Raw genomic sequence first — 14,261 nt, forward strand, 5'->3', positions numbered from 1 at the left:
GCCGCGTCGCTGGAGCGGGCGGTCCGGTTGGCCGACCGCGTGCGCGGCGGCGACCGCGACGGCGCGCTCGACGGCCTCGATTCGTCGCTCGACACGGCCATCCTGTGCTGCCAGCGGCTGCAGGGGATCGCGCGCAACATGACCGCGTGCGCTCGGCCCACCCGTGACGACCGTACGTTGATCGCCGTGACGTCGGTGGTCGACGAGGCGATCGCGCTGGTCGAGCCGGGATTGCCCCCCGGGACGCACGTGTCGCGCGACTACGACCCCGGACTGCCGCCGATCCGCGCCAACCCCGGCCAGCTCGTCCAGGTGTTCGTCAACCTGCTGATGAACGCCGGCCACGCGGTCGCCGGGATCGACGGCGACCGGCGCATCGAGGTCGAGGCGTCCATGGGCGACGACTGGGTGTGCGTCGACGTGCGGGACAACGGCCCGGGCATCCCGCAGGAGTTGCGCGACCGCCTGTTCGAGCCGTTCTTCACAACCAAACCGGACGGCACCGGCACCGGGCTCGGACTCGCGGTCAGCCTGGACATCGCGCACGCCCACGGCGGCCACATCGCGGTCGGCGGCGAGGTCGGCCGGGGCGCCACGTTCTCGGTCGTGTTGCCGCTGCGCCTGCACGACGAGCCGGGCGACGGAGTGCGCTGACCCTCGCTTCGCCCGGCGGTGGGCGTGCGACACGACGACGGCGGCGACGGCGCGGGCTCACGCCCGGCGTGCGCGCCGCACGCTCTTCGGTGCGGCCCGACGCCATCCGCGCCGGCGCCGGAGCGCACCGCTCGCACACGCGCCGGCGCCGGAGCGGGCGAGTGGGCGCCCCGGCACGCATCCCACATGTCGCATTGGGAGCGGGCTCACCAGGTGTCGCTCGTAGCCCCCTGGCCCGCACGGCCGGCGGCGGCCAACCGCGCGAGACACCGTCGTGGCATCCCCGATGCACCGGCACCCCCCAGCTTCCCGGAGATTCACCATGTTCCGTACTCGACTCGCCGCCACGATCCTCATCTCGCTGTCCGGCTGCATGTCCGACCTCGGGCGCGTCGGCGGCCCCGGCGACGGGTTCGGTGCCGGTCCCGACGCCGGCGCTCCCGAGGCGCAGGGCCGCGTCACCGCCGGCCTGCAGGTGCTGTACGACTTCAAGGAGGAGATCGGGTCGACCTTCGTGCGCGACGTCGCCGAGGTCGGCCCGCCGGCCGACCTCGTGATCGCGGATGCTCCGTACGTCACGTGGGGGCCGTCGGGCGGGATCCACATCACCGAGCCGACCGTCATCACGTCCGGTCTGCCGCCGACCAAACTGTACTCGGCCTGCACGACCACGAACCAGCTGACCCTCGAAGCGTGGATCCGCCCCGCGAGCCTCGACCAGACCGGCGCGCGCATCGTGAGCTACGCGATCGACACCCGGAATCGCAACTTCTCGTTGCACCAGGACGGAGACCGGTTCTACGCCCCCGTGCGCACCACCGACACGAACCCGGACGGAGAACCGTACGTCGAGGCGCCCGCGGGTACGGCCACCGGCGCGATCCAGCACGTGGTGCTCGCACGCAACGGCATCGAGACGGCGCTGTACGTCAACGGCGCGAAGGTCGCGACGAGCCCGATCGCCGGCGATTTCAGTGAGTGGGATCCGGGCTACCGCCTGGCGCTGGGCAACGAGGTGAGCGGCGACCGCCCGTGGTTGGGCGACATCTATCTGGTCGCCGTCTACTGCCGCAAGCTGACCGACGACGAGGTCGCGCAGAACTTCGCGGCCCGGTTCTGACCTCGCCGGGCACCCGTGCGCCGCGAACCGGCGCGCACCGGGCGGCAGCCCGGCTCGCCCGGCGCCCGTCGCCCCTCGCGCGGCGCGGTTCGGCGCCCGGTGCGGGGCCGCCGCGGTCGACGGACGGGCGGCGCGGTTCGGCCGCCGCGCGCCGCGCCCGCCCTGCGCGCCGCCGCGGCGCCGCTATACTCCGCGGGTCATGCGCCGAGCCGCCTCCCTGCTCGCCGCCGCCGTCCTCGCCGCCCTCGCGTGGTGGGCGTTGCGCGGCCGCGGTGCGTCCCCGTCCGCGGATCCGGCCGGAAGCGCCGCGCCGGCCGCCCGCTCGCGCTCGCCGGACCGGTCGCGCGACCAGTTCCGCGACCGCGGCCCGGCGGTCGTCGGCGGCCGCGTCACGTCGGCGCACACCGGCGAGCCGATCGCCGGCGCGTGGGTCGCGATCGACGAAAAGTCGCTCGACGGCGGGGCGCTCGGGCGTCCCGGCACGTCCCCGGAGCCGATGACCGCGCGAACCGGCGCGGACGGCCGGTGGTCGATCCGCGGCGTGCCCGCCGGTCGCTACGCCGTCACCGCGTCGGCGCCCGGCTACGTGCCCGCCACCCTCGACGACGTCGCCATCGCACCCCGCGCCGACCGCGACGACATCGACTTCGCGCTCGCGCCGGGCGGACAGCCGCTGCGCGGCACCGTAAGCGACATCGGCGGCGGACCGATCGACGGCGCGGTGGTGCGCGCCATGCCGATCTCCGATGCGAGTCCGCTGCGCCTGCCGTGGACGGCGTACACCACGTTCACCGGCCCCGATGGCCGCTACGAACTGTACCTGGGCGACGGCGTCTACGCGGTGACCGCGAGCCACGTCGACTATCGCAAAGACGACGCGGTGGTCGAGATGCGCGGGGCCCCGCGCACGCAGGACTTCGCGCTCGTGCCCGGCGGCGTCATCCATGGCGTCGTGCGCGCGCGCGACACGGACGAGCCGGTCGCCGGCGCCCTCGTCGCCGACGCGACCGCGCTCGACGGCTTTCGCGTGCAGGGGATCGCGCTGCGCGGCGCGACGGCGACCGACGGCGACGGGCGGTTCTCGCTGCGCGGGCTCGGTTCGGGCGTGGTCCACCTCACGGCCGTCGCCCCCGGCTACACGGCGGCCGCCCCGACAACCGTCGAACTCGGCATCGGCGAGGAGGTCGACGGCGTCGTGGTCTACGTCGACCGCGCCCACGACATCGCGGGCTACGTCGTCCGCGCCGACGACGAGTCGGCCCCGGTGGCCGGCGTTCTCGTCGGCGCGTACAACTTCAGCCCGGGCGCGCTGCTGGTCGCGACGCGGCCGAGCCAGGCGGATGGCTACTTCGAGATCCACGGCGTGCCGGACGGCCACTACGTCGTCGGCGCGCTCAGCGACGGGCTCGTGCCGAACTTCACCGGCGCGAGCGTCGACGTCGCGGGGGCGGACGTGCGCGACGTCGTCGTCAAGATGGCCGCTGGCGTGACGCTTTCCGGGCGGGTCGACCCGCCGCAGCGTGCGCGCGTGCGCATCGAGATCGCCACCGAGGACGTCGGTCTCGCCAACCTCGTGCCGACGCTGGGCAAGGCGCTGCTCGCGACGGCCGCCGACGACACCGGCGCGTTCGCGCTGCGCGCGGTGACGCCGGGGGACATCACGCTGGTCGCCATCGGGGACGACGGCGCGAAGGGCTCGGTCCCGGTGCAGGTGCGCTACCGCGACATCGACGGGATCGTGATTCCCCTGTCGCCGCGCCCGCACATCGCCGGCGTGGTCGTCGACGCGCGCGGCACTCCGGTGACCGACGTGCAAGTGCGACTGGTTCCGCGCGAGCGGCCGTCGACGTTCTTGTCGGTGGGCCTCGCCGACATCGCGCGCGGCGGCGGCGCGGGGTACCCGACCGGCGACGATGGCAGCTTCTGGATTCCGGGCGTCGACCCGGGCACCTACGACCTGTCGGTGGTCTCGCGACAGGGGCGCCTCGCGTGGGCGCGGCCGCGACGCGGCGACGACCCGCGCACACCGCTCGAAGTGACCGTGGCCGACGCCTCGCCGGGCTCGTCGATCGACGGCCTGCGCCTCGTCGTGGAGACGCGAGACGGCGTCATCCGGGGAACGGTGGTCGACGACCACGGCACCCCGATCGCGGATGCATGGGTCACGGCCCGGCGGTCGCCGCCGGGGGCGAAGCGCGCCTCGCCCCCGCGCGAGGGCGCATCCGATGACTCCGGCGACGCGCCGTCGACGGGCGGCGCCACCGTGACCGTCACCGCCGGCAGCGACGGCGCCGACGTCGAAACCTCCGACGAGCCCAGCGGCCCGGTCGATCCCGGCGGCTTCGATCGCGCGGAACGGCCCGTCCTCACGGGGCCCGACGGTCGGTTCGAGATCACCGGATTGCGCGACGGCCGGTACGACCTCACCGCCGAGGGGTTGCGCGGGCGCGCGCGCGCCACGCGCGAGCGCGTCCCCGTCGGCGCCGACGTCACACTGTCGCTCACCACGCTGTCGACGCTGCGCGGCACGGTCACGCTCGCGGGCGCGCCGGTCACCGCCTACGCGATCGTCGCAGACGGACCGATCCGGCGGCGCCGGCAGGTCCTGGCCGGCGACGGCCGCTACGAAATCGGCCGGCTCGAGGCCGGCGACTACGAGGTGACGGTCACGAGCGATCGCGGCAGCGCCCGCGACACCGTGTCCGTGCCGAAGCACGGAGACGCGACGCTCGACATTCACCTCGTCCCCTATGCGTCGGTGCGCGGACGCGTGGTCGATCAGCGGACGGGCGAGCCGCTGGCCGGAATGGTGGTAGTAGCAACCACGGAAGGGCCGAGCGACCTCGGCCAGCAGGCGCTGGACATCCTCACCGGCGAAGCGCCGAAGACCGGCGACGACGGGCGCTTCCGCGTCGATCACCTCGCCGCCGGAACCGGCTCGCTCGTCGTGGTCGACGGCGCGCTGTCCGGCTTCCAGATCGTGGCGACGCGCGAGTTCACGGTCGCGGCCGGACAGGACGTCGACCTCGGCGATATCGCCGGCATCCCGGCCAATCCGGTGCCCAAAGACCGGCGCGGTTGGCTCGGCATGACCGTGCGCGTCGCATCGTGGGCCGGGCGCCCGCGCGCCGACGGCGCTCGCTCCGACGCGGAACCGCCTGACGGCGTCGACCCCGAAGCCGACTTCTTGTGGGTCGACTCCGTGGTCGAGGGCGGCCCCGCGGCCGGCGCCGGGCTGGCCGTCGGCGACCGCGTGGTCGCCGTCGACGGGATTCCGATCGCGGCCGTCGGGGCCAAGGTCGCCGCGCAGGCGCTCGCGAGCGAGCGCGTCGCGATCGGCCAGTCGGTCACGATCGCGTTCGAGCGCGACGGCGACGCGCGGTCGGCGACGGTCGTCGCCGCCGAGCCGCCGTGATGGTAACGGCCGCCCCGCTGCCGCAATGGCATGCGGACGGCGCCCGCGTGCGCCAGACTGGCAAGTTCCGGCGGCGCACGGGACCGCAACGCGCCGACATCGCGACCCGGCACGCCTGGCACCGGCCTTGCTTCGTGTCGACCGCATGCTGCGACTGGCAACGGTCGGCCTGCTCGCCGCCCTGTGGCTGCGCACCGCCGCTCCCTCCCCGCCCGAGGTCGTCTACCTGGCCCCCGCGCAAGTCAACGCGTCGCTCGCCGCGCTCATCGCCGCCGACCCCGCGGCGCTCACGCCCGAGCTTCGCGCGCCCCTCGGACTGCGCGCGGACGACGTCGTCGTCGCGGTCCGGCGGACCGGCGACGGGCTGTGGCTCGACGTGGTGCGACACGGCCGGCCGTTGCACGTCGCCATTCCGATCGCGGGCGCCTGAGCGCGCGCCGCCCATCCCGCGGCACGGCGGCGCGCCGCGACGCCCGAAACGGCGCGGGAGCGCGCGCCGCCCATCCCGCGGCACGGCGGCGCGCCGCGACGCCCGAAACGGCGCGGGGCCGAGGCGACGCGTGCGCCCCGGCCCCGGCCCCGCGCCGGCCGGCAGTCCGCCGGCCGCGCGCGCTGGGCCGCGCGTCAGAACGTGAGCCGCAGCCCGATGCGCCCGCTGCGAGGCGCGTAGCGCGAGATCGTGTTGCCGAAGTTGATGTTGCGGCCGACCGGCAGCGGGGTTTCCGTGCCGTCGTTCAGGTCGGTCTGCTTGAGGTACACGAGGTCGGCCTTCGAGCCGCCGACGATCGGGTTCGCGGAGTTGAACGTGTACCCCTCGTCGACGAGAGCGGTGCCCTGATCGTTGACGATGTTGAACACGTCGAAGAACACCTCGAGCTGGTAGCCGCGGCGGATCTCACGCGCGTAGGCGACGTGGATGTCGGCGCTCTTTTCGAACGGCGTGCGGCCGAAGCTGCCCCGCGGCAGCAGGTACGACTCGTTGAAGCCGTACCGCCAGTGGCGGCCGAGGGCGTCCACCGGCGTCCCGGACAGCGCGCGGAGCCGAATGCCGGTCACGAGCTGGCCTTGGCGCTGGAAGTCCCACACGTAGTAGCCGTCGAACTTGATGTAGTGCGGCCGGTCCTGCGGCAGCGGCCCGTCCCGGTTGGCCAGCAGCTCGATCAGGTCGAACTGCGACGTGATGTTCGGGTCGAGCTGGCCGGTGTCCGGCGAAAACAGGCCGGGGAAGTTGCCGCGCGTCCGCTGGTAGGTGTAGGCGGCCTGCAGGAAGAAGTTGCGCGAGAACCGCTTGTTGACGAGCAGGGTCACGCCGTTGTAGTTGCGCTTGCCCTTGTCGAACTTGCGGATGCCGCGGAACATCTCGAGCCGCTGCTCCAGCTTCTTTCGCTCGGCCGACGTCGGATCCATGGCGTCGATCTCGGCCTGGAGCTTGTCCTCCTCGGATTTGTCGAACTCGCCGGGGTTCGCGATGATGTAGGTGTTCGCGCCGTCGGTGGACAGGTCCTCGAGCACGCGGCCGAGGCGGCGGTTCGTGTACGACACGCCCACCCGCATGTCCTCGAACAGCTCGTACTCGACGCCGAGCACGACCTCGTCCATGAACTGCGGCTTGACCCCGGGCGCGACGATCACGCCGCTGCCGAACAGCGTGTTGCCGACCTCGCCCGCCTCGTCGAGCGGGCAGTTTTCGCCGTTCGGTCCGCCGATCCGCGGATCCTCCGGGCCGCACTGGCTCGGATCGTAACGCCGGATGAGGAACGTCTCGCCGCCGAACGACCGCTCGTTGATGCGCATGGGCACACTCTCGTAGAACCGGCCCCAGTGGCCGTACACCTTGGACCGGCCCTCCTTGGTCCAGTCGTAGATCGCGCCGAGGCGCGGCGCCCACAGGTTCTTGAGCACCATCGCGTTGGTGCCGAGCTGGTCGCCCGTGATCGGATCGATCGTGTTGCGCAGCTCCTTGGAGTAGCGCAACCGCTGCTCCTCGTAGCGCAGGCCGGCGTTGAGAGTGAGGTTCGGCCGGATCGACCAGCTGTCCTGAACGAAGCCGGCCCAGTTGAGCGTCTCTCCGGTCGCCGGGTTCGCCCCGTCGAAGAAGTCGCAGCGGATGGGGTTCATCTCGCTATCGACGCCGCACGTGTACTCGCCCCCCTGCTGGTTGATCTTGGCGAATCGGCGCATCTCGACGTGCGGCGTGAGCACGTTGTTCGGCAGGAACACGGAATAGAACGCGCCGCCGGAAAGGTGGCGCGGCACGACCGACCTGTTGTCTTCCACGTCGAGCCCGCCCTTGAACACGTGCGTGCCGGCCGCCCGCACGCGCTGCGACGCGGTGAGCTTGGCGCTCAGGCGTTCTTCCTTGTTGTTGAGGATGCTGCCGATGCCGCCCACCGCGTAGCCGCGCGGGATCCCGTCGAGCCCGAGACCGTCCTCGGGGCAGTTGCGGATGAGCGGATACGGGTCGTTCGCGTTGCCGTGCGAGTTGTCGCGGCAGCCGGCCAACGTCTTTTCCGACTCGCTGCCGAATCCCTGGCCCCACGTGTAGAGGTCGCCGTAGTACAGAAGCTGCAGCGGCGTGCGATCCATCCCCGGCACCGCCGAGTCCGACTCGGTCTTGACCCGGTGCCATCCGAGAACCGTCTCGACTTCGGTCTTGTTGTCGTTGAACTTCGACGTCCACTTGGCCGACAGGTCGGTCGTGAGCTGCTGGAAGTCGCGCTGGGTCGCCGACGGTTCCCCGCGCACGCTGATCAGGCGGCCGTCGAGCGGCGTACCGGTGAGGCTCACCTGCCCCTGGTGTTCCGGCGTGACCGCGAAGTTGATCTTCGACACGAACTGGTAGGTCTGCGTGTCCTGCGTGAACCGCTGGCTGTCGAGCGGCTCGTACAGCGGGAAGCCGGTCTTCAGATCGATGTCGGGGTCGCCGTCGGCGTAGCCGCCCTGGGACTCCGGCGCCGGCTGGCAGTCGAGTTCGCCGCTCGCGTTGCGGCGGTAGTCCCCGGTATCGGGATCGACCTGAAGGCAGTCGATGCGTCGCTGCGTGACCTTGTCGATGTTGAAGCGGCGCAGCCGCGGCGCGAAGCCGACGTAGAACCACACCTTGTCCTTGACGATCGGGCCGCCGAGTTCGAACCCGAAGTCGGTGTCGAACGCGAGGTTGACGTCCGACTCGATCGACGTGCCCGCGCGCTCCGGGCGAACCGCGTCCGCGGTGAACGAGTCCGTCGTGCCGTACATGAACACGGACCCCTTGAACTCGTTCGTACCGCTCTTGGTCACGACGTTGACGACGCCGCCGGTCGCGCGGCCGAACTCGGCGTTGTAGCCGCCCGTGATGATCTCGGTCTCTTGAATGAACTCGTTGATGAGCGCGGTGCTCACGTCGCCGAAGTTCAGGCCGGTCGTGTTGACGCCGTCGACGATGTAGCTGTTTTCGAGCGACGACGACCCGGAGAACGACACGCCGTACAGGTCGCCCTGCGAGCCCGGAGCGGCGCCGAGGGCCGACGCGAATGTGCGCCCGGGCACCGGAATGTTGCGCGTGTAATCTTGATCGATCGACACGCCCTGCTTGGTCGACCCGATGTCGATGGTGGGCGCCGATCCCTCGACGACGATCGTCTCGCCGCCGGCCTGCGACGTGTCGAGCTTCGCGTGCACCGGCGTGACCTTGCCGAGCGACACGACCATGCCGGGCCGCTTCACCTCGACGTCGGCGTAGTAGAAGGTGACGTCGTACAGGCCCGGCGCGAGGTTCGTGATCTCGTACGCACCATCCGCGTCGGTGAGCGCCGACTGCGACGTACCGGTCGTCCGCGACTGGGCGACGACCGTGACGCCGGCCAGGCCGTTGCCGCCTTCGTCGCGCACCACTCCCTGGATCGCACCGGTGGTCGCGGTTTGAGCGAGCGCCACTCCGCACCACACGACGACCAACGCGAAGCTCAAGGCAAGACGAATCCGGGTCATTCAGTACTCTCCTGTCTCTTTGCTAACGGGCCCGGCGCAACCGGCACGTACCGGCGACAGCCGCGGAACATCCCGCGCGGGAAGCCCCGCTGCGGCGGGATACCGCACGCCGGACACTGTGACAAACGCTCGCATTCTCGGGCAGCTAACGGGTGCTAACGATTCGTTGACCGGCCGGATGTGTACCGCAGGCCCGGCAAAATGTGTACGCCTTTGGCCCATCTTCGGCCGCGATCGCGCGGACGCGGGCGAACCCCGTCCAGTTCCGCTGTGGAATGGCCGCTCGTCCACATCGGGATGGGCGCGCGGATCCGCGGGGCGGCCGGCGCGCCGCCGCCACGCGCGATGTCGGCCGCCTGGGAGGCTGTTGCGCATAACCGCTGGCTGCGGTCGCGATCGGCGGGCGATCTTCGGCGTACGTCCTCGCGCCCTTCGGTTCCGTATGGTTATACGCGCCCTCGTGCGCTACGGGCGTGCGCCGAACCTCGCCTCGCATCTCGCAACCTCGCTGGCGCGCCTATACGCAACAGCCTCCTAGGCCGGCCGGCGCGCCTGGCACGCGGCGTGCTCTCCCCCAGCGGCGATGACCTACGCGCCCCGATTCAGCGACCGAGAATGGCGACTCGCCTATGGCGTCGCGCTCCGCGTGCTACAGGCTCCCGATCAGGCGGAGGACGCCGCGCAGGAGGCGCTGCTGCGCGCGTACCGCGCTCGCGACAGCTACTCCGGCACCGCGCGGTTCGAGTCGTGGCTGTACCGCATCGCGTACACGACGGCGCTCAGCCAGCTGCGCAGCCCGCACCACCGCCACCGGCGCGGCGCGCACGACGGCGCCGTACTCGACGCCCTGCCGTCGCGCGACGAACCGCCCGACCGGGTGGCCGAGGCGGCGCAGCTCGCGCAGTGCATGGAAGGTTGTCTCGACAATCTTCGGCCGCTGGACCGGCTGGCGTTTACCGAGCGGTTCCTCAACGGCGCGACCGAGCGCGAGCTGGGCGAGCTGCTCGGCGTATCGACGAACGCGGCCAAGCAGCGCGCATTTCGCGCGCGGCGTGCGGTGCGCCAGTGCGTCGCCGCATCCGGAATCGCGAGCCGAGGGGGGACACGGTGAGCCGACAACGCGACCGCCGCGAGGAGATGGAAAGGAGTGCCATGCGTACGGTGATGACCGCAGCCCGAGTGTTTTCCGAAGCCGACGTTCTCGAGATGGAGCTTCGGCGTCGCATCGAAGACATCGAGCGGCTCAAGCGCCGCCTCGCCGAGCTGCGCGGCGACGCGCCGCCGCCGCGGGAGCCCCACGCGGCCCGCGCGGACGACGGCGACGGCGACGGCGACGGCGACGAGGTCCTGCCGCTGGCGGAGATCGAGCGCCGCTACATTCTGAAGGTGCTGCGCAAGATGCACGGGAACCGCACGCACACCGCGCGGGCGCTCGGAATCGGCACGAACACGCTGTGGCGCAAGCTCAAGGCGTGGGGCGAACCGCCGGCGCGGCCGTAGGCGCTCGCCGCGCAGCGGCCGGCGACGGCTCCCGGCGGCAGAGCGCGCCGGCGCGCGTCAGCGGCCGCCGGTGCCCGGTTCGCCCACGTCGAGGGCGCGGTCGACCTGGCGCAGGTGCTGCTGTTGGGCCTGGTCGACCTCGCGCTTGACGGCCGCCGGCGTGGGGGGCGGGGCCGGTGGAACGTCGGCGCGCGGCCGGCAGACGCCGTCTCGACAGCGCTGACCCGGCCCGCAGTCGGAGTCGGCGCCGCACGCGGCCGCGGCCGGGCGTCGCGACCCGCACGCGACCAGCGCCGCGAGCGCGGCACACGCGAGCCCCGCCGCGACCGACGCGCACGCGCCCCGCGCGCGAGGACGGCTCGCCCTTCGCGTCACGCGGCGACCTCGTCGAACGGGGCGGCAGCTTGCCGCGGACAGTCGTCGCACTGTCGCGCGCAGGCCCGCGCCACCACCTCGGCGACCACCGGCCGGCACGATCCGCAGCCGGTCCCCGCGCCGCAGGCGCGCGCCACGTCGTCGACCGAGCGCGCGCCCGCCTCGACCGCGCGCTCGATCGCGCGGTCGGTGACGACTTTGCACAGGCAGACGATCATGGCCGACCCTGGTTCGACTTTGAAAATAGTATTCGTTTTGCTTCCTGGCAAGCGGAAAGCTCAATGAGTTGATACATGCATGAAATCAAATCGATTTTTCGGCACGTCGCGACCGCGCGGCGGCGAGCCGCCGCGTCGCCGGAGGCGGCGTCGCCGGGCGGGCGCGCTCGCCGGGAAGCGTTGCAGCCACGGTACCGGAACGCCACCCGACGACCTCTCCCCGATCGGCCCCCGGCGAGGCGACGTCGCCGCGCCCGCCCCCGTGCGCCCGCGCCCGCCGGCCGAGAGGACTCGCGCGACACGACCGCGGCGAAGCGTGGCGCCGACCCGGTGGCGCGAATCGGCCGGGTTGCGCCGAGCATCGCTGTCGGCTCCCGGCGCGCGGCGCCCCGGGCCGAATAGGATGCTGGCCGAACGGGCCGCGCGCGGGCGGCGGGTGGGCGCGGGCGGCGCGGTGCTCTACGCTCGTAAGGAGGTGAGGGCCGAATCGCAACGCACGCTCGCGGCGGCGCGCCGGCGGCTGTGGATGTGTACCGCGGTGACGATGGCGGTCGGCGCCGGTGTGGTCGCGGTGGACGCGGTGCGCCTCCGGCGGCCGCCGGCGCCCGAACCGAGGCCCGCACCCCGGGCGGCGGGCGCGTACGCGACCGGCGGAGCTCCCCCGCTGGCGGCCGTGGTCGAGCGCGCGTTCACCGCCGATTTGCCCGACTGGGTCGTCGCGCTCAACGCGGAGATCGCCGCGGCCGCCGCAGGCGACGGCGGCGCGTATCGGCGGGCCGTCGCCGCGAAGCGCGCGGCGCGCGACGCGCTGTTGTCGGACGCGGTTCGCGCGGCGCTCGGGGCGGACGCCGCGGCGCGCGTCGGCGACCTGCTGTCGCGGGCCGAGGCGTGCGGCCGCGCGCGCGAGGGGCCGCCGCTGGACCGCGCCAGTGCCGCGCTGCTCGACGCCGTCTCGGCGGCCAACGACGCATTCGTCGCCGCCGGCGTCGGCCTGTTCGTCGACGCGGACGTCGTGGCCCCGCCGGGAGGGCCTCGGCGCGTGTTGTTGTTTTCGTTCCGCGTGGTCCACGTGGCCCTGCACCGCGACGTGTCGCCCCCGATCCGGGTGCTGCACGTGCGCAAGCTGGACGACCTGAACTGGTCCCGCCCGCTCCTCGGGTTCGCCAGCGACCACTTCCGCGACGCGGTCGTCCTGCTCGACCAAGTCGACGCGGCTCTGGTGAGCGACCTGCTGCCCGCGATGGCGCCCGGGGCCCGGATCGATCTGTACGGCGACGGCGATGCGGCGACCGAGGACCGCCGCGCGGTGGAGGAGCGCGCCGGCGCGATCGTCCGCGCCGAGTACACCGCGGCGCTCGGCGACCGCGCGCGCCAGGCCGCCCGCGTCGGCGCGCTGCTCGCGGCCCGGCGCGATCTGTTCGCCCAGTGGAACCGCCGGCTCGCCGGCACCGGCGCACGGCTGGCGGCGCCGCGCACCCTGCGCGTGCGCGACGTCGACGCGCTTCTGGCCGACCTCGCACCCGTGGCTTCCGAACCGCAGCGGCGTCAGCTCGCCGACATCGAGCGCGCGCTCACCGCCGCGCCCGCGGTCGCCGCCGTGGACGCCGCCCGCCGCGTTCTGGTCGCCGCGGTCGAGCGCCACGAGGTGCGGCACCGGCTCGATGCGCGCGGGGCGCCGCGGCCAGTGCCACCGGCGCTCGCGGCCTACGTGGGACCCGAGCGCGACGGCCGCGGGCGCGCGCGACCGATCGCGCAGGTCGCGCGCGAGGAGATGTCGGCCTATCTCGCGGGCATCGCGCGCGACCCCGCGACGCCGCTCACGAGTTTCACGCTGCTGTGCCGGTTCGCGTTCGACCCCGACCGATGGGGCGCCGCCGAGACGTACGCGGCGCTCGCGATCGTCGCGGAACTCGCCCGCGAGATCGGCATCGCGATCGACGGCCCCCTGATCGAGCGAGGCGTCGTCCGCCGCGACCGCGTCGCTCGCGCCTACCTGGCGCTGACCGAGCGCGGCGCCGCGGAACTCGCGGCGGCCGCGGAGCGCGCGTGGCGCGCGGCGTTCGGATCGGCGCTGGCGCCGGCGGCACCGCCCGGGTCGAGCGCCGCGTCGCGCTGACCGGCGCGCGCCGGCGGCCGCGTGCCGGCGGGTCGAGCGGCGTGCCCGCAGCGGCCGCGCGCGCCCACGCACGACGGCAGCGGGGCACATCCATTGATTGCAACAGCAACCAACCCGAGCCGCCGGCACCCGACCGCACCCGCGCGCCGCGCCTTACCGCCCGTCGCGACCGCCGGGCGCGCGCCGCAGGGCGGCCGTGATCCGCTGCCGCGGCGACCGCGAGTAGATGCGGCGCCGCCACCGCCGATAGCCCGGCTTGACGACCTCGACGGTGGTCTTCTGGAAGCCCGGGACCGTCACGGTGACCGGCGTGCGTCCGACGCGCCGCCCGCCGACCTGAACGGTTGCGCCCGGCGGCTTCGATGTGACGACCAGTTTGTGGCGAGGTCGTTGCATCGACACCGACAACACCGCCGGGCGATCCGGCTCGACCGCGACCGTCCGCGCCACCGGCGCGTAGCGAGGGTGCGACAGGCGGACGGACACGTGGCCGCACGGCACGTCGAGCGCCGCGGGCGTCACCCCGGCGCGCGCACCGGCGACCTGCACCGCGACGCCCGCCGGCCGCGTGTCGACGCGCAGGGCGCAGCGGGCCGCGGCCGCATCCGCGACGCCGGCCGGATTCCGCGCGACGGCATCGCCGAGCCGCGCGGCCGCACCGCCCGCTCCGGCCCGGGCCGCCGCACCGCTCGCGCCGGCCGGCGGCTCGACCGCGGGCATCGCATCGCTTCCGGCCGCGGACGACGCCGTCGCGCGCGCGGCCGGTTCCGCGACACCCGGCGCGACCGCGCGAGGGCGCGCCGCGGCCGCCGCGCCCTCGCCCGCGGCGCTCGGCGCCGCGCCGGCGGCGCGCGGCGGGTCCGCGGCCTCGTCGCCGGCGCCGCGGGCAGCGGC

At 73.6% G+C, this 14,261-nt stretch carries 11 protein-coding genes; 7 read left to right on the plus strand and 4 right to left on the minus strand.

Features of this window, described 5'->3' with window-relative positions; translation table 11 throughout:
- From D6689_15805 to D6689_15820, 4 genes are all read left to right on the plus strand, one after another.
- Positions 1–654 (plus strand): sensor histidine kinase (locus D6689_15805; protein RMH39689.1); only part of this gene is annotated, 654 nt, incomplete at its 5' end.
- 286 nt (positions 655–940) lie between these two features.
- The gene (locus tag D6689_15810) at positions 941–1,774 is read left to right on the plus strand and encodes a LamG domain-containing protein (GenBank protein RMH39690.1); all 834 of its coding nucleotides are present in this window, start codon (positions 941–943) and stop codon (positions 1,772–1,774) included.
- 199 nt (positions 1,775–1,973) lie between these two features.
- Positions 1,974–5,189, plus strand: a complete 3,216-nt coding sequence (locus tag D6689_15815; GenBank protein RMH39691.1) for a carboxypeptidase regulatory-like domain-containing protein — start codon at positions 1,974–1,976, stop codon at positions 5,187–5,189.
- 145 nt (positions 5,190–5,334) lie between these two features.
- Positions 5,335–5,619, plus strand: coding sequence for a hypothetical protein (locus D6689_15820; GenBank protein RMH39692.1), 285 nt, complete (start codon positions 5,335–5,337; stop codon positions 5,617–5,619).
- A 194-nt stretch (positions 5,620–5,813) separates the two neighbouring features.
- Here the strand turns inward: D6689_15820 and D6689_15825 are convergent, their stop codons facing one another.
- The gene (locus D6689_15825; protein RMH39693.1) at positions 5,814–9,158 is read right to left on the minus strand and encodes a hypothetical protein; all 3,345 of its coding nucleotides are present in this window, start codon (positions 9,156–9,158) and stop codon (positions 5,814–5,816) included.
- Positions 9,159–9,741: 583 nt separating this feature from the next.
- Here D6689_15825 and D6689_15830 point away from each other — a divergent pair.
- Together D6689_15830 and D6689_15835 are read left to right on the plus strand one after the other, a co-directional pair.
- Positions 9,742–10,269, plus strand: coding sequence for a sigma-70 family RNA polymerase sigma factor (locus D6689_15830; protein RMH39694.1), 528 nt, complete (start codon positions 9,742–9,744; stop codon positions 10,267–10,269).
- A 26-nt stretch (positions 10,270–10,295) separates the two neighbouring features.
- A complete protein-coding gene (locus tag D6689_15835; protein RMH39695.1) occupies positions 10,296–10,658 on the plus strand; it encodes a hypothetical protein in 363 nt (120 codons plus the stop codon).
- A gap of 57 nt (positions 10,659–10,715) precedes the next feature.
- Here D6689_15835 and D6689_15840 read toward each other — a convergent pair whose 3' ends face one another.
- Together D6689_15840 and D6689_15845 are read right to left on the minus strand one after the other, a co-directional pair.
- Positions 10,716–11,033 carry a hypothetical protein gene (locus tag D6689_15840; GenBank protein ID RMH39696.1) on the minus strand — a complete coding sequence of 106 codons (318 nt, stop codon included), beginning with the start codon at positions 11,031–11,033 and terminating at the stop codon, positions 10,716–10,718.
- Complete coding sequence (locus tag D6689_15845; protein RMH39697.1) at positions 11,030–11,251, minus strand: (2Fe-2S)-binding protein; 222 nt, start codon at positions 11,249–11,251, stop codon at positions 11,030–11,032. The genes D6689_15840 and D6689_15845 overlap by 4 nt, the downstream gene beginning before the upstream one ends.
- A gap of 436 nt (positions 11,252–11,687) precedes the next feature.
- Here D6689_15845 and D6689_15850 point away from each other — a divergent pair, with 436 nt between their 5' ends.
- On the plus strand, positions 11,688–13,367 hold the full coding sequence (locus D6689_15850; protein RMH39698.1) for a hypothetical protein: 1,680 nt from the start codon (positions 11,688–11,690) through the stop codon (positions 13,365–13,367).
- Positions 13,368–13,520: 153 nt separating this feature from the next.
- Here the strand turns inward: D6689_15850 and D6689_15855 are convergent.
- A partial coding sequence (locus tag D6689_15855; GenBank protein RMH39699.1) for a PEGA domain-containing protein occupies positions 13,521–14,261 on the minus strand: 741 nt, incomplete at its 5' end.

Source organism: Deltaproteobacteria bacterium, from assembly GCA_003696105.1.
Classification (GTDB): domain Bacteria; phylum Myxococcota_A; class Polyangia; order Haliangiales; family J016; genus J016.